This window comes from Martinezella sp. CNPSo 3890 (genome assembly GCF_057784455.1).
Genome location: NZ_JBXSOR010000013.1, coordinates 100,717 through 118,559 on the forward strand (window position 1 = coordinate 100,717; position 17,843 = coordinate 118,559).

Genomic DNA, 17,843 nt, shown 5'->3' on the forward strand with positions numbered 1-17,843 from the left:
GAGAGGAACCCAAATGGGCGTCGATAAAACCATCATGCGTGCCGTGGGGTCGATCCATCGAGATCCGGAAGCAGGCGAAAACGCGCTCGTCGATCTCAACTTGCCCGTTCCTAGCGTCAGCGGTCACGATGTGCTTGTCCGGATCAAGGCGATCTCCGTCAATCCGCTCGACGTGCGCTTGGCCGGGCGGCAGTCGGCGTCACGCGACAACCCACGGATCCTTGGCTGGGATGCGAGTGGAACGATCGCCGATGTCGGCGAGGAAGTCTCGGGATTTGCCGTCGACGACGAGGTGTTCTACGCCGGCGATATTCGAAGGCCTGGCGCCAATGCCGAATATCAGGTCGTGGATTCGCGCCTCATCGTGCGCAAACCGGCCGGCATGAGCTTCGCAACCGCCGCAAGCTTGCCGCTCGCCGGCCTGACCGCCTGGCAGATGCTGTTTGATCATTTCTCGTTGAATGAACAGTTCAACGGAACGCTCCTGATATTCGGCGGAAGCGGCGGTGTCGCATCACTCGCCGTGATGCTTGCGCGCAACTTCACGTCGGCAACGATCATCGGTACGTCGGGACGAGCCGAAAGCCGCGAATGGCTTAACCGCCTTGGCGCACATCTTGTGATTTCCCATCGCGAACCTTTACGGCCCCAGTTGGAGGCGCACGGCCATCGCGGCGTGGATCTCGCATTTTCGATGCATACCGGGGTCGACCAGGTGAAATGGCTCATCGACGCCGTCGCCCCGATGGGATCGATCGGGTTCATCGACGCCGCGAGCAGTATCGAGCTCGCAAGTTTGCGGGACAAAAGCCTCACGCTCCACGCGGAGAGCGTCTGGACATCGATTATCCATGGCTCGCCCGCGGCAGCCGGCCATGTGACAGTCCTGGAAAAGATGGTCGAGCTCTTTGAGCAAGGTCGCCTGACAGATCCTGTCACCACACGCCTAGAAGGGCTCTCGGCCGACGTGATCCGAAAGGCGCATCGAGCGCTCGCCGGCGGACACATGGTCGGAAAGCTCGTCGTCGAGTTCTGATCAGTTCTTCACCCGACGGCCCGGTGTTGGGTTCGGTTGGGATTAAAATATGGAGTAATGCGATGCTTCCCCTGGAAGGAATTAAAATCGTCGATTTGACGACCGTGATTTTCGGACCGCTTGCCAGTCAGATTCTCGCGGACTACGGCGCAACCGTGATCAAAGTCGAAGCGCCTTCAGGAGACTCGACGCGTCATACCGGTCCAAGCGCCGAGGCGGGAATGTCTTCACTTTTCTTGGCCAGCAATCGCGGCAAGAAGAGTGTGGTCATTGATCTGAAATCTGACGCGGGGATTGACCAGATTTTCTCCCTGCTCGCTGATGCTGATGTGTTCATGCACAATATGCGGCCAAACAAGCTTGCGGCGATCGGGCTCTCTCCTGAGAAGCTTTTGAGCCGTTTTCCCAACCTAGTCTATGCCGATCTCCTCGGTTTCGGCAGCGGGGGCCCCTATAGCGGTTTCCCGGCCTATGACGATGTGATCCAGGGCATGAGCGGCATTCCCGACATGATGGAGCGCAAGACTGGCCAGATCGACTATTTCCCGACGATTGTTGTTGACAAGATGTGTGGCCATACGGCTGCCCACGCCATTCTCGCGGCGATCATCAAGCGAAATCGGGACGGCAAGGGCGGTACGGTGGAAGTGCCGATGTTCGAGTCCACGGTTGCCTTCAACCTTGTTGAAAATCTGTTCGGTGGCCATTTTGATCCTAAACTGGGCGGGATCGGGTACCCGCGCACTCTTAGCAAATATCGAAAGCCCTGGCGCACAAGCGATGGCTATATCTGCATGTTGCCCTACACGGATGAACACTGGCGTCGGTTTTTCACGGAAGTCGGGCGCGCGGACCTGGCCGAGGATCAACGGTTCCGGTCGCAAAAGGCGAGAACCGAGAATATCGAGGCACTCCTGAATACGGCCGCCGATTACGTGGCACAACGGTCGACGGAGGCCTGGGTGCAGACCTGCGCCGGGCTCGAGATACCGGCGGCCCGGGTCAGTCGTTTGGAAGATCTGCTGGCCGATCGGCACCTGTCCGAGGTCAAGTTCTTCGAGACCATTCACGACCCGGCGATGGGCAACCTTCGTTTCCCCGGAATTCCGGTTCTTTTCGATGGCGAACGGCCGCCGGTGCGCATGCCGCCACGTCTTGGCGAGCACAACGGCGAGTATTTGCCTGTAGCCACTCCTCAGCTTGAAACGGAAGGTCAATAGTCATGAACATGTCGATCTCTGACGTCAGTCTCCTCACCACGGCATTCGACGACATCGCGCGCTCCCGCTTCAGCTGCCGGGACTATCTTCCGAATGAGGTCAGCCAGAGTGTCCTCGAAGGGATCTTGGCAACCGCGCAGACCACGGCATCTTGGTGCAATACCCAACCATGGCAAGTGGAGATAACTCGAGGAAAGGCGACCGTCGATTTCGTCGCGGCTCTGTCCGAGGCCCGCGCCGAAGGGGGCGAGACACCGGATTTCCCTTGGCCAACTTATGAAGGCGTCTATCTCCAGCGGCGTCGGGAGTCGGGCTTCCAACTCTACGAGGCAATGGGCATTTCGCGAGACGACAAGACCGGCCGGGAGGAGCAATCGCTCAAAAACTTCAGCCTCTTCGGCGCGCCCCATGTCGCGATCGTCACGACCGACGTCAGGCTCGGAACCTACGGCGCCGTCGACTGCGGCGGATGGGTGGCGAACTTCATGCTCGCTGCCACCTCGCGCGGCATCGGATGCGTCGCCCAAGCGGCACTGGCGCGCTATCCGAACTTCGTCAGGAAGCATTTCTCGCTGGACGAAACACGACGGGTCGTGTGTGGCATATCGTTCGGCTATCCCGACCGCGCTAGTCCAGCCAACTCGTACAGGACGACCCGAGCTGCCGTTGGTCAGTCCGTGCGTTTCCATGGGTGACGGCTTGACTGCTCGTCATCCGGGCACCGCGCGATGATATTTAAGGACGCGACTACCATGCTTTATTTAGACGCAACAGAACAGGCTCGGCTGGTCAGGACCAAGAAGGTCTCTCCCGTCGAGCTGGTACAAGCCCATATCGATCGGATCGAGGCTGTCAACCCGAAGGTCAACGCGATCGTCACGCTGTTGGCCGAGGAGGCCCTGCAGTCCGCCCGAAATGCGGAAGCCCAGGTCATGAACGGCACGGAGCTCGGTGCCTTCCACGGAGTTCCGTTTACGGTCAAGGACTCGCTCGACACTGCTGGCGTTCCAACCCAGCGAGGATCTCTGATCTTCAAAGGAAGGATTGCTGACAACGACGCGACCGCCGTGGCACGGATGAAGGCCGCAGGCGGTATTCTGATTGCAAAGACCAACCTGCCGGAATTCTCTTTCTGGACAGAGACCGACAACAAGCTCACAGGTGTGACGAAGAATCCTTGGAATTTATCGCACACGCCCGGAGGCTCGAGCGGTGGAGAGTCAGCGGCTATCGCTGCCGGCATGTCGCCGCTTGGGCTGGGAAGCGACGTGGCGATATCTGTGCGCGGGCCGGCGGCCCACACCGGCATTGTTGGGTTTAAAGCCACGCATGGGCGTATACCGGCAACCGGTCACTGGCCGCGTGCGCCTCGACGGTTGTGGCATGTCGGTCCAATGGCAAGAAGTGTCGGCGACGTCGCCTTGGCCTATTCGGTCCTTGCCGGACCAGACGGCCAGGATGGATATTCGGTCAGTCCCCCCACCATCGATGCAGGCATTGGCGAGAGGCCGGACCGGCCGCTTCGTATCGGCTGGATGGCGGGACCTGGTTTTGGTCCGGTTGATCCGGAAGTTGCCGCCACTGTTGCCAAAGCGGCCAATGCGCTCAAGGAACTGGGGTTTGTGACCGAACAGGTCCGTATCCCAGCACTCGAAAAATACGATGCGCTTGCGATTTACTCGAAACTGCACATTCTTGAAACGAAGCCGCTGTTCCAGGAGATGGCAGCTGGCAGAGAAGAAGATCTTTTCAGGATCGTCGCTGGCGTTCTCGGTCTACCTGAAACATCACTGGAAGATTACCTCGCGGCAGAGCGGGACAGGGAAGCGCTGAAGGATGGATTTGCGGAGTATTTCAGCAAGTTCGATGCTTTCCTTTGCCCGGTAACTCCCTTCCCCGCTCCTTTACCCGGTCTGGCGGAAATGGTTGTCGACGGGGAAACAGTCTCCCCTCGTAACATCTTACGCGCCACGGTTCCTTTCAACCTGACTGGCCTTCCTGCGATGGCACTGCCATTCGGGAGCAACACGTCGGGCTTGCCGATCGGAGTGCAACTCGTTTCGCGGTGGTTCGCCGAGTCGACCCTCATTTATATCGGCCAGCAGTTGGAGGCTGTCAGCCCGCAGCGTGGGCGACGGCCGGACATTTGAATTTGCCTTAACGAGATGGTTTTGGCTTGCATCAGCGTCCGAGCTGAAACCAGGGGCGAACGAACCTCTCCCGTTCGCCCCATTTTTTTGTACAGATGGCGCCCTGCCTACGGGGCGCAAATCTGAATCTTGTGCCCAGGGCGCGATTGCTGCAACAAGTGGACGATGATAGTCGGGGACGCATGAAGCAACGCCTGCCCGCACATCTTCGAGACCTCGCCGACCGTGTCGCTCGACATGAGATGGGTCATTATGTCATCGCCCGTACCATGGGTTTTCGGACCGGCGAGGTGACGCTCGAACTTACCGGATCGATCGAAGGCCATCGTGGCGGCGCCGCGGTATTCCCCCCTGATCAGACGGGTACGGTCGATGAAATTCTCCGCTATCTTCAGCGACGCATCCTGGTGCTCTATGCCGGCGGCGTTGCCGAAACATTGCCAGGCCCCAGCGCGCCGGAACATCGCGTCGATCGTCAGCGAGCTATTGAGATTATAACGACCACTGGCAAGGGCGCCGAACAGGACCATGCAAAGGTCAGAGAGCTTCTGCACATGCTGCGAAATGTTGCGCACGCTGATACCGATCCGCGTGACGACATGACGACCAAACAGCAGCTGGATTCGCTAAATGACCTGCTGTTCGATCGAGCGATCGAGCTCGTCGAAAGACACGCAACAACGATTGTTGGTTTGGCCTCCAATCTGGCCGACCGGGTCACGCAAATCGGGCACGCGGTGAGCCTTAACGCCGAGTATCTAGAGGCATTGCCAGCTGTTCAAAAAATTGCCCTGGCCGAGGCATTGCCGGTCTCCCCTTAGTCGCGCCTCCCGGCAAGTTTCACAGAGGCCGAACGCTTTTGCTCGGCCTCTCACATCTTGTACTTCAGGCATAGACGGCGAGAAGGTCAGTGAGTGATTTCTTCGCATCACCATAGAACATGCGGGTGTTCTCTTTGAAGAATAGCGGGTTTTCGATCCCGGAATACCCGGTGCCCTGGCCGCGTTTTGAGACAAAGACCTGCTTGGCTTTCCACACTTCCAGGACCGGCATCCCGGCGATCGGGGAGTTCGGGTCTTCCTGCGCAGCAGGGTTGACGATGTCGTTGGAGCCGATGACGATCGCGACATCCGTATTGGGAAAGTCGTCATTGATCTCGTCCATTTCCATGACAATGTCGTACGGCACCTTGGCCTCTGCAAGGAGGACGTTCATGTGGCCGGGAAGCCGTCCGGCGACCGGATGGATGGCGAAGCGGACGTCTTTGCCGGCTGCCCGCAGTTTGCGCGTAAGCTCGGAGACTGCCTGTTGCGCCTGTGCCACCGCCATGCCGTAGCCGGGTACGATGATGACGCTGTCAGCTTCGTTCAGCGCGGCGGCGACGCCTTCGGTATCGATCGCGATCTGCTCTCCGCTGATCTCCATCGCAGGTCCGGTCGTGGCTCCGAAACCGCCCAGGATGACCGAGACGAAGGAGCGGTTCATCGCCTTGCACATGATGTAGGAAAGGATCGCGCCCGAGGAGCCGACCAGTGCGCCGGTGACGATCAGCAGGTCGTTGCCAAGTGTAAAACCGATCGCGGCGGCCGCCCAGCCGGAATAGGAATTGAGCATCGACACGACCACCGGCATGTCGGCACCACCGATGCCCATGATCAGGTGGTAGCCGATGAAGAAGGCGAGAAGTGTCATGGCCACAAGTGGCCAGGCTTCGCCGCTGCTAAGATAAATCAGCAAAAATATCAGCGACAGGATAGCGGCCGCTGCGTTGAGAAAATGGCCGCCGGGCAGCTTCTTTGCCTTGCCATCTACCTTTCCGGCCAGCTTGCCGAAAGCGATCACCGAACCGGTGAACGTGACGGCGCCAATGAAGACCCCAAGAAAGACTTCGACCTTCATGATCGCCAGTTCGACCGGTTCCTTATGGGCAAGAATTCCCGCGAACCCCTGAAGTGTTGTGCGCGTCGCGGCGTCCATGACTGCAACACGGGCTGCCTCGATGTGGGCGTTGAAGCCAATGAAAACCGCGGCGAGGCCGACGAATGAATGAAGGGCCGCGACGAGCTGCGGCATCTCGGTCATCTGAACGCGGCCCGCCACGTAGGTGCCGAGCACGGCGCCTCCGGCAATCATAAGCGCGATAACCAGCCAATTCCCGACGCCTGGGCCGAAGACCGTAGCGATGACAGCAAGCGCCATGCCGACGATCCCATACCAGACGGCGCGCTTGGCGCTCTCCTGACCCGAAAGGCCGCCGAGAGACAAAATAAACAGGACAGCTGCAGCGATATAAGCGGCAGAAACAATACCTATGGACATAATCTTTTTCCCCCGGCTCAGGACTTCTGGAACATGGCGAGCATACGTCGCGTGACCAGGAAGCCCCCGACGATGTTGATCGTTGCCACCAGGACCGATAGTGCGGTTAAAACGACGACGAGATTGTTACCCGAGCCGATCTGCAGCAGGGCCCCCAGGATCACGATGCCGGAAACCGCATTCGTTACGGCCATCAACGGTGTGTGTAACGAATGCGAAACGTTCCAAATAACCTGGAAACCGACGAAGCAGGCGAGTGCAAAAACAACGAGGTGGCTCATGAAACTGGCTGGTGCGATCGAACCGATCAACAAGAGAAGAGCCGTGGCTATGGCAAGCAGGATGCCCTGGCTCCTGGTCTGAGCTTTGAATGCCGCAGCTTCCCTCGCCCGCTTTTCTTCCGGTGTCGGCTCCTTTGCTTTTTCCTTCGGCTTTTGGGCCGCGATGGCCTGGACCTTCGGGGGCGGCGGCGGATAAGTGACGGCGCCCTGGTAGGCGACCGTTGCGCCGCGAATAACGTCGTCCTCCATATTATGAACGAGCGTGCCGTCCTTTGCCGGCGTCAGATCGCTGATCAGGTGACGGATGTTCGTCGCATAGAGTGTCGAGGCCTGGGTCGCCATCCTGCTTGGGAAGTCGGTGTAGCCAATGATCACGACGCCATTGTCTGAGACGATCCGTTGGTCAGCCACGGTCAGATCGCAATTACCGCCACGCTCGGCTGCGAGATCGATGATGACCGAACCGGGTTTCATGAGCGCCACCATATCGGCCAGCCACAATTTGGGGGCGTCGCGGCCAGGGATCAGCGCGGTCGAGATAACGATGTCGATCTCGGGAGCAAGTTGGCGGAATTTTTTAAGCTGTGCGTCGCGAAACTCGGGCGAAGAGGGAGCCGCATACCCCCCGGTCGCAGCGCCATCCAGCTGCTGCTCGCTGAAATCCAGAAAGACGAATTCGGCACCCATCGATTCGATTTGCTCGGCAACTTCGGGGCGAACGTCGAAAGCGTAGGTAATCGCACCCAGCGACGTCGAAGTGCCGATCGCGGCAAGTCCCGCGACACCGGCTCCGATCACCAGAACCTTGGCGGGCGGGATCTTGCCGGCGGCTGTGACCTGGCCTGTGAAAAAGCGTCCAAAATTGCTGCCAGCTTCGATCATCGCACGATAGCCGGCGATATTTGCCATGGACGACAATGCATCCATTTTCTGTGCCCGCGATATGCGCGGAACCATGTCCATGGCGATGACCGCGGCCCCACGCTCGTTGCAGGCGTTCAGCAGGTCTCCATTCTGCGCCGGAAAGAAGAAGGAGATCAGGGTGTTCGACGGAGTCAGTCGGTTGATGTCGGACTGTTCGGGCGGCCTGACTTTGGCGATCACCGCAGATCGAGCGTAGAGTTCGCTCGCGTTCTCCGCGATCTCGACTCCTGCCTGTCGATAAGCTTCGTCTGAAAATCCGGATGCAGTCCCGGCACCACTTTCCACGACGCAGGCATAGCCGAGCTTGGCCAACTGACGAGCGCTATCCGGCGTCATTGCGACCCGGCGTTCACCATCGGCCGTCTCTTTCGGCGTTCCGATTACCAATCCCATGATCTATCTCCGGATGATCCGGCCCCCAACATTTAATCGTTCAAGTCTTTCCGCCGCCGTCATCGACGGCAGCGACGAGGGAACCCACGGTTTGGGGTTGTCCCGAGCGTCAGTTCTTCAGCGGCTTACCGGTCGCGAGCATATGTTCGATCCGTTCTCGGCATGCCGGCAAACGCGAAAGGGCTATGAAAGCTTTCCGCTCGAGTCCCATGACATCGACCTCCGATGCGCGGTTCGGTGTCTGGTAGGGGAAGCTTCCGGTAAGCGTATCGGCAAGATGGGTTGCAACCTGCTCGTCCATTTCCGTCACGCGGCCCAGTCTTTTTGCAGAAACAATCGACGACATCAGTCCGATTGCTCCCGAGCGGCCACTTGTGACGATGATCGGCTTGGCCGGCGGCTCATAGGCTTGGCTCATTGAAAGTGCGATTCGCTTGGCTTCAGGCAGCAAATGTCTGCGATGCATGACGATGCCATCGGTATCGCGAAGCAACCCTTGTTCCCTTGCAACCAGTGCCGACGTGGTCGCCGTTCCGCTGAAGATGAGATCAAAGGCCCTTTTGGCAACTGCCGCCGGTCCTTTCGGAAAACCCGCTTCGCTGAAACGCGCGAGAACTTGCGCGCAGCCGCCCCAGCCTGGAACAACGCCGATCTTGGTCTCGACCAGACCGACATTGAGCTCGCTGTGCGCGACCACCGCATCCGAATGAAGCATGAGTTCGCACCCGCCGCCGAGCGTGTAGCCGTGCACCGCCGCGACCACCGGAAAACGGGCATATTTCAGAGCATGAAAAACCTGCTGGCCGCGGCGTAGAAACGCCTCGAGACCATCCATGTCGTCGCGCTCAATCAGTCCCTTTACGAAGCCGAGATCGGCACCCACAGAGAATGCCCTGGCGTTGTCGTTGCCGATCACCAGAGCCTGGAAATCGACTCCGCCGCGCACCAGCGTCTCGTCGAAGAGATCGAAGACTTCCGGAGGCATCGTGTTCATTTTCCGAGTGAACTCGAAGCATGCGACACCGTCGCCGAGATCGCGCAGCCGGGCTGCGGAATTTTCGAGGATTGTTGGAGCTTCCCTCAACAGGGATTGCGGCTCGCCGCTCGTTCCAGCCGCTCCGACCTTTCGGCCGATACCCAGTGCTGGCGCTGCTAAAAGGTCCATCTTGGATTTCTGGCCGAAGATTCGATCGATACCGATGTCCTGAGCAAGGCTGAACGGTCCTTTGTGCCATGAGTAGCCAAGCTCCATCGCCGTATCGATGTCGGCAACGTTGAAGGAGATCTCGCCTGAATGGGTACCGGCATAGTTCAACACATGCGACAAGACAGACCGAGCGTAGGTTCCATGTTTGCCGTCATCTGCCAAAAGAGCAGACGGATCGCCACCCTCGCCCGGTACGCTCGCGCGGATCTCTCGGCGATAGCTATTTGTTGCAAGATCCAGCGAAAGACGGCTGCCGTCGGTCCCCTTCTGATAGAAACCGCCGCCGGATTTGCGCCCGAAACGACCTGAGGCAAGCAGGGCCTTGATCGTGGAATTTTCAGGGAGGTCGAAAGTCCTCAATCCGTCGCTTGCGGGAAGCGTGTCGTGGAGGCCGCCCCAGATCAACGGCACAAGATCAATCCCGATCAGGTCGAGGAGACCGAACACCCCCGTCCGCGGCACGCCAAGCGCCGTATTGACGGCGTCAGCTTCTTCAACGGTCAGCCCGAGCCTGATAGCCTCGAGAGCGCCGACGGCGAGCCAGTAACAGCCTATGCGATTGGCAATGAAGCCCGGTGTATCACGGCACAGGACGATCGTCTTCCCAAGTGCGATCTCGCAGAACGTCCGGGCTCTTTCTACGACGTCGGATGGATTGCTTGGCGAGATAACGAGCTCGACGAGCTGCATCACTCGCGGCGGATTGAAAAAATGCGCGATGAAGAAATCGCGAGAAAACGAGTCGCCGAATCCGTCGACAAGCGCTGTCCGCGGGATGGTCGAAGTGTTCGATGAGATCAACGTGCCTGGCCGCCGGAACGCTTCGATTCTGCCATAGAGATCTCGCTTTGCGCCCAGATCTTCGATGACCGCCTCAATGATCCAGTCCACCTCGGAGAGCCGCTCTAGATCATCCTCCACATTGCCTGGGCGGATGAGGTTAGCGCCGTCTGGACGCATGAAGCCACCGCTCTTGAGCTGCCGCGCGACTCCATCGAAGGCCCGCTTGTTCCGCCGCTCATCTGCGGTCGGCACATCCAGGAGATCGACGGCGACGCCGGCGTTGGCAAACTGGGCGGCAATCCCGGCTCCCATGGATCCAGCGCCGATAACGGCGGCGCGACGCAGACCAGACGATTGGACACCAAGTGCGAGCGAATAAGGAAGCTGGGTCATGCTGCCTCCAGGATCATTGCGATCCCCATGCCGCCACCAATGCATTGGGTGGCCAATGCCGTGCGCTTGTTTTCCCGCTTCAACAACATTGCGGCCTTGCCGACCAAACGAGCGCCTGTCGCGCCGAGTGGATGACCGAGCGCAATTGCCCCGCCATCAATGTTTAGCCGTTCGGGATCGATGTCGAGTTCGCGGCGGCAGGCCTCGGCCTGGGCGGCGAAGGCTTCGTTCATTTCGATGATGTCGATGTCGCCGATCTTCAGACCGGCCCGCGCCATGGCCTTGCGTGAAGCCTCGATCGGCCCGAGCCCCATGACACCGGGCTCGCATCCGGAAACGGCGAAACTTACAATTCTTGCCAGTGGCGTGAGACCGTGGCGCTCCAGGAACTCCTTGCTGACAACAAGAACGGCAGTCGCACCATCCGTCATCGGCGATGACGTACCTGCGGTAACCGATCCTCCTTGCAGGAAGACAGGTTGCAATTGACCTAGCTTGTCGAGATTGGGTTCCCGGACGCAGCCGTCTTTTTCGACAGTCAGTTCACCAACCTGAAAAGGCGCGATCTCGTCGTCGAGTCTGCCCTCCTTCTGCGCAGCTATCGCCTTCTCGTGGCTCCTGAATGCGAAAGCGTCCTGGTCGTTGCGGGTAACGTTCTTCTCGCGTGAGACACGTTCAGCCGTGATGCCCATATTTGTGTAGTCCTCGACCTGAGAACTGTTCCAGATCGGATGCGGGAGCACATTGAACCCCATCATCGGTACGCGCGACATGCTTTCGGTTCCGCCGGCGATGAAGGCATCACCAGCATTCATCAACAACATGCCGGCTGCCATCTGGATTGCCTGGACCGAAGAACCGCACCAACGATTGACCGTGACACCGCCAACGCTGTTCGGAAGACCGGCTAGGAGTGAGACAGCGCGGCCGATATTCAAGCCCTGTTCACCCTCGGGGAATGCGCATCCCCAGACCACATCTTCGATCTCGTGTGCCGGAACGCCGGTGCGCGACAGCAACGCCTTGACGACGTGGGCTCCAAGATCATCAGGTCGCGTATTTGCAAAAGCTCCCTTGAAAGCGAATGTGAAGGGACTACGGACGTAGCCGGCGATGTAAGCCTCTTTCATCATCTGGTGATCCAATCTCGTCTCGTTACATATTGGGATAAACCGGCCCCTCGCCGCCCTGCGGGGGAACCCAGTTGATGTTCTGGTTGGGGTCCTTGATGTCGCAGGTCTTGCAGTGAACGCAGTTCTGGGCGTTGATCACGAAGGTATGGGTCTGGCCGTTTTCTACCCATTCATAGACGCCGGCCGGACAGTAGCGCGTCGAAGGACCAGCAAAGACATCGTGCTCCGACGACACCTGCAACGCCATGTCCTTCACCTGCAGATGCACCGGCTGATCTTCCTCATGATTGGTGTTCGACAGGAACACCGAGGAGAGACGGTCGAAGGTCAGGACGCCATCCGGCTTCGGATAGTCGATCTTCCGGTGCTGGGCGGCAGGCTCCAGCGAGGCGGCGTCCGTCTTGCCGTGCTTCAGCGTGCCGAAGAAGGAGAAGCCGAACAGCTGGTTCGTCCACATGTCGAGGCCGCCGAGCGCCACGCCGATCGCCGTGCCGAACTTCGACCATAGCGGCTTGACGTTCCGGACGCGCTTCAGGTCCTTGCCGATATCCGAAGAACGCCATTCGTTCTCGATCTCGATCACCTCGTCATTGCCGCGGCCGGCGGCGATCGCGTCTGCGATCTTGTCGGCCGCCAGCATGCCCGACAGCACTGCATTGTGGCTGCCCTTGATGCGGGGCACGTTGACGAAGCCGGCGGAACAGCCGATCAGGGCGCCGCCCGGGAAGGTCAGCTTCGGCACCGATTGATAGCCGCCTTCGGTGATGGCGCGCGCGCCATAGGAAATGCGCTTGCCGCCCTCGAAGGTGCCGCGGATCGCCGGATGCGTCTTGAAGCGCTGGAACTCCTCAAAAGGATAGAGATAGGGGTTCTTGTAGTTCAGGTGGACGACAAAGCCGACGGCGACGAGATTGTCCTCGAGATGATAGAGGAAGGAACCGCCGCCCGTCTTCATGCCGAGCGGCCAGCCGAAGGAATGCTGCACGAGGCCCTGTCGATGGTTCTCCGGCTTCACCTCCCAGAGTTCCTTGATGCCGATGCCGAACTTGGGGACGTCGCTGTTCCGCGAGAGATCGAACTTGGCGATGAGCTGCTTGGCGAGCGAGCCGCGCACGCCCTCTCCAACAAGCACATATTTGCCTAAGAGCGCCATGCCGCGCGTGTAGTTCGGGCCGGGTTCGCCGTTCTTCTCGATGCCCATGTCGCCGGTGGCGACGCCGATGACGGCGCCCTCGTCATTATAGAGCACTTCGGTCGCGGCAAAGCCGGGATAGATTTCGACGCCAAGCGCCTCGGCCTTTTCGGCCAGCCAGCGACAGACGTTGCCGAGGGAGACGATGTAATTGCCGTGATTGTTCATCAGCGGCGGCATCAGGAAATTCGGCAGTCGGACGGAACCGGCGGGGCCTAAGAACAGGAAGTCATCGGATGTCACCTCGGTCTTGAAGGGATGCCCCTCCTCGTCGCGCCAGCCCGGCAGCAGCCGGTCGATGCCGATCGGGTCGACGACGGCGCCCGACAGGATATGCGCGCCGACCTCGGCCCCCTTCTCGAGCACGACGACGGTCAGATCCGCGTTGATCTGCTTCAGCCGGATCGCAGCCGACAGGCCCGCTGGACCTGCGCCGATAATCACAACGTCGAATTCCATGCTCTCGCGTTCCGGCAGTTCAGTTGCTTCGGTCATCAGATCGACTTCTGCAGTTCCGGCAGGGCCTCGAAGAGATCGCCGACGAGGCCATAATCGGCGACCTGGAAGATCGGCGCTTCCTCGTCCTTGTTGATGGCGACGATGACCTTCGAATCCTTCATGCCGGCGAGATGCTGGATCGCACCGGAGATGCCGACCGCGATATAGAGCTGCGGCGCGACGACCTTGCCGGTCTGTCCGACCTGCCAGTCGTTCGGAGCGTAACCGGCATCAACGGCGGCGCGCGAGGCGCCGACGGCGGCCCCTAGCTTGTCGGCGACGGGAAGGATAACTTCCTGGAACTTTTCCGAAGAGCCGAGCGCGCGACCGCCCGAGATGACGATCTTGGCCGATGCCAGGTCCGGCCGGTCGTTTTGCGCGACCGTTTCCCCCACAAGGGATGACAGATCGGAGATCGCCGTCAGCGTGACGCGATTGATCGACACGCTGTTGCTCATGGTCGGTGATGCGGCGAAAGATGTGCTGCGCACCGTCACCACACGTTTGGAGTCGGTTGAAAACACCGTCTGAAGCGCGTTGCCGGCGTAGATCGGGCGTTTGAACGTGTAGGGTGACAGGACTTCTATAATCTCGGATACCTGCGCGACATCGAGAAGTGCTGCGACGCGCGGGAGCACGTTCTTGCCGCTGGACGTCGCCGCTGCAATAACAGTGTGGTAGCCGCCTGCAATCGACACAATCAGGTCAGCGAGGGGCTCGGCCAGACCGTAGTCGTGGTTGTCGTCGTCAGCGACGAGCACGCGCGATGCTCCTGCCAAATGCGCGGCCTGTTCTGCCGCAGAGTGAGCGCTTTGGCCTGCGACCAGAATATCGACTGTGGATCCGATCTGCACCGCGGCGGTCAAGGCGCGCGCCGTATGGTCTGACAGACGTCCATGATCGTGGTCTGCGATGAGGAGTGTTTTCATCATTCCAGCACCAATTCCTTCTAGAGCACGCCTGCTTCGTTCTTGAGCTTGTCGACAAGCTCGGCGACGGATTTGACCTTGATGCCGGCCTTGCGGGCTGAGGGTTCTTCGGTCTTCAGCACCTTGAGGCGCGGGGCGGTATCGACGCTGAAATCTGACGGGCTCTTCTTGTCGAGCGGCTTCTTCTTGGCCTTCATGATGTTCGGCAGCGAAGCGTAGCGCGGTTCGTTCAAGCGCAGGTCGGTGGTGACGACAGCCGGGAGCTTGACGTCGATCGTCTGCAGGCCGCCGTCGACTTCGCGGGTCACGGTTGCCTTGCCGTCGCCGATCTCGATTTTCGAGGCGAAGGTTGCCTGGGCGGTGCCAAGGAGGGCGGCAAGCATCTGGCCGGTCTGGTTACAGTCGTCATCGATTGCCTGCTTGCCGACGATGATCAGGCCGGGCTTTTCAGCGTCGGCAACGCCCTTCAGAATTTTGGCGACGGCGAGCGGCTCAACGGCATCTTCGGTCTCGACGAGAACGGCGCGGTCGGCACCCATGGCGAGCGCGGTGCGCAGCGTTTCCTCGACCTTGGCCGGACCGATCGAGACGACGACCACTTCCTCAGCCTTGCCGGCTTCCTTCAGGCGAAGCGCCTCTTCCACCGAGATCTCATCGAACGGGTTCATCGACATCTTGACGTTGGCGAGCTCAACACCCGTACCGTCAGGCTTGACGCGGATCTTAACGTTGTAATCAACCACCCGCTTCACTGGGACGAGAATTTTCAAAATGCCCTCCATTCATTTCGAATTGCGTTATTCGACATCGCGGCAGCTTACGCCTCCTCGAACTCGACGAGCGTGCCCTGGAAATCCTTCGGATGAGCGAATAGAACGGGCTTGCCGTGCGCGCCCGTCTTGATGCCGTCGCCAAGCACCCTGACACCGTTCTTTGTCAGGGCACCGGCTGCTGCATTGATATCCTCGACCTCGAAACACAGATGGTGGATACCGCCACCCGGGTTCTTTTCAAGGAATCCGGAAATCGGAGAACCCGCTCCAAGCGGAGCCATCAGCTCGACCTTGGTGTTTGGCAATTGGACAAAAATGACCCTGACACCGTGTTCGGGCAGTTCCTGGATGTCGGTCAAAATCGCGCCCAGTGACCGGTACCTATCAGCGGCAATCTCGAGATCTGGAACTGCTATAGCTACGTGATTGAGTGCACCTAGAGTCATGATCCTAACGGTTCCTCCGCTTTCCTTCGAGAATATCCAAGATCGAATTGGCCGCTTCCATGACATTGGTTCCAGGCCCGTAGACGGCGCTCACGCCGTGCTCGATCAGATAGTCGTAGTCCTGGCGGGGGATGACACCGCCTGCCACAACGACGACCTTGTCCGCTCCCTTGGCTCGCAACGCTTCGACGAGCTGCGGCGCCAAGGTTTTGTGACCGGCTGCCAGCGAGGACATGCCGACGATATGGACCTGCTCCTTGACAGCCAGATCGGCTGCCTCATCGGGGGTCTGAAAGAGCGGACCGGCGAGTACGTCGAAACCGATGTCGCCGAAGGCAGAAGCGATGATTTTTGCTCCGCGGTCATGGCCGTCTTGTCCAAGCTTGGCCACCATGATTTTCGGCGCCCTGCCCAGTTTGGCGCTGACCTCGACCATCCGATCCTTGACGCTTGCGAGCTCCGGCTGACCCTCGTAGGCATCGCCATAGATGTTCTTGATAACCTTCGGGACAGCAGCATGGTCGCCAAAGGCTTGGCGCATCGCGTCTGAAATTTCGCCGACAGTGGCGCGCGCCCGCGCTGCATCCACAGCGGCTGCAAGCAAATTGCCGTTCCCGCTTTTTGCGATCTGCGAAAGCACAGCGAGCCTCTCCGCGGCGACGGCCGGATCACGCCGACTGCGGGTGTCTTCAATCCGCTTGATCTGCGCTGCACGGACGACGGCATTGTCGATCGCCAGGATCTCGATGTCCTCTTCGTCTTCCAGACGGTATTTGTTGACGCCGACGATCACCTCGTCGCCCTTGTCGACGGCCGCCTGACGGCGCGTTGCGGCCTCCTCGATCAGCCGCTTCGGCAGGCCTTCGTTGACGGCCTTCGTCATGCCGCCAAGCGCCTCGACTTCCTCGATCAGCGCCCAGGCCTTGTCGGCAAGCTCCTTGGTCAGGCTCTCGACGTAATAGGAGCCTGCGAGCGGATCGACGACCTTGGTGACGCCGGTCTCGTGCTGCAGGATCAGCTGGGTGTTGCGGGCGATGCGGGCCGAAAATTCTGTCGGCAGGGCAATCGCCTCGTCCAGGGCATTGGTGTGCAGCGACTGCGTTCCGCCGAGCACGGCAGACATTGCCTCATACGCGGTGCGGATGATGTTGTTGTAGGGATCCTGCTCCTGCAGCGAGACGCCGGACGTCTGGCAATGCGTGCGCAGCATCAGCGACGAAGCCTTCTTCGGCTGGAACTCCTCCATGATCCTGGTCCAGAGGAGGCGGGCCGCACGCAGCTTCGCCGCCTCCATGAAGAAATTCATGCCGATCGCGAAGAAGAAGGAGAGACGTCCGGCAAAGTCGTCGACATCAAGGCCCTTGGCAATCGCCGCGCGCACATATTCGCGCCCGTCGGCCAGCGTGAAGGCCAGTTCCTGCACCAGCGTCGCACCCGCTTCCTGCATATGATAGCCGGAGATCGAGATCGAATTGAAGCGCGGCATTTCCTTTGCCGTGTATTCGATGATGTCGGCGACGATCCTCATCGATGGCTCAGGTGGGTAGATATACGTGTTGCGGACCATGAACTCCTTGAGGATATCGTTCTGGATGGTCCCCGAGAGCTCGGCGCGCGACACGCCCTGCTCCTCGCCCGCTACGATGAAGTTGGCAAGGATCGGGATGACAGCGCCGTTCATCGTCATCGAAACCGAGACCTTCTCAAGCGGAATGCCATCGAAGAGGATGTTCATGTCCTCGACGCTGTCGATCGCAACACCTGCCTTGCCGACATCGCCCTCGACACGCGGATGGTCGCTGTCATAGCCACGGTGTGTGGCAAGGTCGAAAGCGACGGACACGCCCTGCTGACCGGCGGCGAGCGCCTTGCGGTAAAAGGCATTGGAGGCTTCGGCGGTGGAAAACCCGGCATATTGCCGGATCGTCCAGGGCCTGCCGGCATACATGGTCGCCCGCGGCCCGCGAGTGAATGGTGCGAACCCCGGCAGGCTATCGAGATGGTCGACGCCAGCAAGATCGTCGCTCGTATAGAGCGGCTTGACCTTGATGCCTTCCGGGGTGTGCCAGACCAGCTTGTCGGGCGAGCTCCTGAGCTCCTTCTCCGCCAACGCTTCCCAAGCTGTGCGTGATGTTTCACCCATCTCTATACGCGCTCCTCCAATCC

The 17,843-nt window shown here is 59.7% G+C and carries 14 protein-coding genes; 5 read left to right on the forward strand and 9 right to left on the reverse strand.

The annotated features are described in order from the left end of the window. Positions 1-13: 13 nt before the first annotated feature. The 5 genes from AC13RC_RS25165 (at position 14) to AC13RC_RS25185 (ending at position 5,227) form a co-directional block, all read left to right on the forward strand. A complete protein-coding gene (locus AC13RC_RS25165) occupies positions 14-1,036 on the forward strand; it encodes a zinc-binding alcohol dehydrogenase family protein (protein WP_488558798.1) in 1,023 nt (340 codons plus the stop codon). Positions 1,037-1,098: 62 nt separating this feature from the next. Beyond that, positions 1,099-2,256, forward strand: coding sequence for a CaiB/BaiF CoA transferase family protein (locus tag AC13RC_RS25170; protein WP_488558799.1), 1,158 nt, complete (start codon positions 1,099-1,101; stop codon positions 2,254-2,256). A 2-nt stretch (positions 2,257-2,258) separates the two neighbouring features. Beyond that, positions 2,259-2,951 carry a nitroreductase gene (locus AC13RC_RS25175; RefSeq protein WP_488558800.1) on the forward strand — a complete coding sequence of 231 codons (693 nt, stop codon included), beginning with the start codon at positions 2,259-2,261 and terminating at the stop codon, positions 2,949-2,951. A 33-nt stretch (positions 2,952-2,984) separates the two neighbouring features. After that, complete coding sequence (locus AC13RC_RS25180) at positions 2,985-4,406, forward strand: amidase (protein ID WP_488558801.1); 1,422 nt, start codon at positions 2,985-2,987, stop codon at positions 4,404-4,406. 182 nt (positions 4,407-4,588) lie between these two features. Continuing rightward, on the forward strand, positions 4,589-5,227 hold the full coding sequence (locus AC13RC_RS25185; protein WP_488558802.1) for a hypothetical protein: 639 nt from the start codon (positions 4,589-4,591) through the stop codon (positions 5,225-5,227). 64 nt (positions 5,228-5,291) lie between these two features. On the opposite strand, the gene AC13RC_RS25190 is transcribed toward AC13RC_RS25185, so the two are convergent. From AC13RC_RS25190 to scpA, 9 genes are all read right to left on the reverse strand, one after another. Further along, a complete protein-coding gene (locus AC13RC_RS25190) occupies positions 5,292-6,725 on the reverse strand; it encodes an NAD(P)(+) transhydrogenase (Re/Si-specific) subunit beta (protein ID WP_488558803.1) in 1,434 nt (477 codons plus the stop codon). Positions 6,726-6,742: 17 nt separating this feature from the next. After that, positions 6,743-8,317, reverse strand: coding sequence for a Re/Si-specific NAD(P)(+) transhydrogenase subunit alpha (locus AC13RC_RS25195; protein ID WP_488558884.1), 1,575 nt, complete (start codon positions 8,315-8,317; stop codon positions 6,743-6,745). A 115-nt stretch (positions 8,318-8,432) separates the two neighbouring features. Next, positions 8,433-10,706, reverse strand: coding sequence for a 3-hydroxyacyl-CoA dehydrogenase/enoyl-CoA hydratase family protein (locus tag AC13RC_RS25200; RefSeq protein WP_488558804.1), 2,274 nt, complete (start codon positions 10,704-10,706; stop codon positions 8,433-8,435). Next, positions 10,703-11,836, reverse strand: a complete 1,134-nt coding sequence (locus AC13RC_RS25205; protein WP_488558885.1) for a thiolase family protein — start codon at positions 11,834-11,836, stop codon at positions 10,703-10,705. The genes AC13RC_RS25200 and AC13RC_RS25205 overlap by 4 nt, the downstream gene beginning before the upstream one ends. Before the next feature lie 25 nt (positions 11,837-11,861). After that, on the reverse strand, positions 11,862-13,526 hold the full coding sequence (locus AC13RC_RS25210) for an electron transfer flavoprotein-ubiquinone oxidoreductase (protein ID WP_488558805.1): 1,665 nt from the start codon (positions 13,524-13,526) through the stop codon (positions 11,862-11,864). Beyond that, positions 13,526-14,458, reverse strand: coding sequence for an electron transfer flavoprotein subunit alpha/FixB family protein (locus AC13RC_RS25215; RefSeq protein WP_488558886.1), 933 nt, complete (start codon positions 14,456-14,458; stop codon positions 13,526-13,528). The genes AC13RC_RS25210 and AC13RC_RS25215 overlap by 1 nt, the downstream gene beginning before the upstream one ends. Positions 14,459-14,478: 20 nt before the next feature. Further along, the gene (locus tag AC13RC_RS25220) at positions 14,479-15,228 is read right to left on the reverse strand and encodes an electron transfer flavoprotein subunit beta/FixA family protein (RefSeq protein ID WP_488558806.1); all 750 of its coding nucleotides are present in this window, start codon (positions 15,226-15,228) and stop codon (positions 14,479-14,481) included. A gap of 47 nt (positions 15,229-15,275) precedes the next feature. Further along, entirely contained in the window at positions 15,276-15,677 is a 402-nt protein-coding gene (mce, locus tag AC13RC_RS25225; RefSeq protein WP_488558807.1) for a methylmalonyl-CoA epimerase, read from the reverse strand. 4 nt (positions 15,678-15,681) lie between these two features. Next, positions 15,682-17,820 (reverse strand): methylmalonyl-CoA mutase, encoded by a 2,139-nt coding sequence (gene scpA, locus AC13RC_RS25230; protein WP_488558808.1) that lies wholly within the window; start codon positions 17,818-17,820, stop codon positions 15,682-15,684. Between the last annotated feature and the right edge of the window lie 23 nt (positions 17,821-17,843).

Bases quoted from the DNA above. Each gene is read 5' to 3' on its own strand.
- mce (WP_488558807.1), bottom strand. From the start codon at position 15,677: ATGACTCTAGGTGCACTCAATCACGTAGCTATAGCAGTTCCAGATCTC.
- AC13RC_RS25180 (WP_488558801.1), top strand. From the start codon at position 2,985: ATGATATTTAAGGACGCGACTACCATGCTTTATTTAGACGCAACAGAA.
- AC13RC_RS25175 (WP_488558800.1), top strand. From the start codon at position 2,259: ATGAACATGTCGATCTCTGACGTCAGTCTCCTCACCACGGCATTCGAC.
- scpA (WP_488558808.1), bottom strand. From the start codon at position 17,820: ATGGGTGAAACATCACGCACAGCTTGGGAAGCGTTGGCGGAGAAGGAG.
- AC13RC_RS25215 (WP_488558886.1), bottom strand. From the start codon at position 14,458: ATGAAAACACTCCTCATCGCAGACCACGATCATGGACGTCTGTCAGAC.
- AC13RC_RS25165 (WP_488558798.1), top strand. From the start codon at position 14: ATGGGCGTCGATAAAACCATCATGCGTGCCGTGGGGTCGATCCATCGA.
- AC13RC_RS25170 (WP_488558799.1), top strand. From the start codon at position 1,099: ATGCTTCCCCTGGAAGGAATTAAAATCGTCGATTTGACGACCGTGATT.
- AC13RC_RS25210 (WP_488558805.1), bottom strand. From the start codon at position 13,526: ATGACCGAAGCAACTGAACTGCCGGAACGCGAGAGCATGGAATTCGAC.
- AC13RC_RS25200 (WP_488558804.1), bottom strand. From the start codon at position 10,706: ATGACCCAGCTTCCTTATTCGCTCGCACTTGGTGTCCAATCGTCTGGT.
- AC13RC_RS25190 (WP_488558803.1), bottom strand. From the start codon at position 6,725: ATGTCCATAGGTATTGTTTCTGCCGCTTATATCGCTGCAGCTGTCCTG.
- AC13RC_RS25185 (WP_488558802.1), top strand. From the start codon at position 4,589: ATGAAGCAACGCCTGCCCGCACATCTTCGAGACCTCGCCGACCGTGTC.
- AC13RC_RS25205 (WP_488558885.1), bottom strand. From the start codon at position 11,836: ATGAAAGAGGCTTACATCGCCGGCTACGTCCGTAGTCCCTTCACATTC.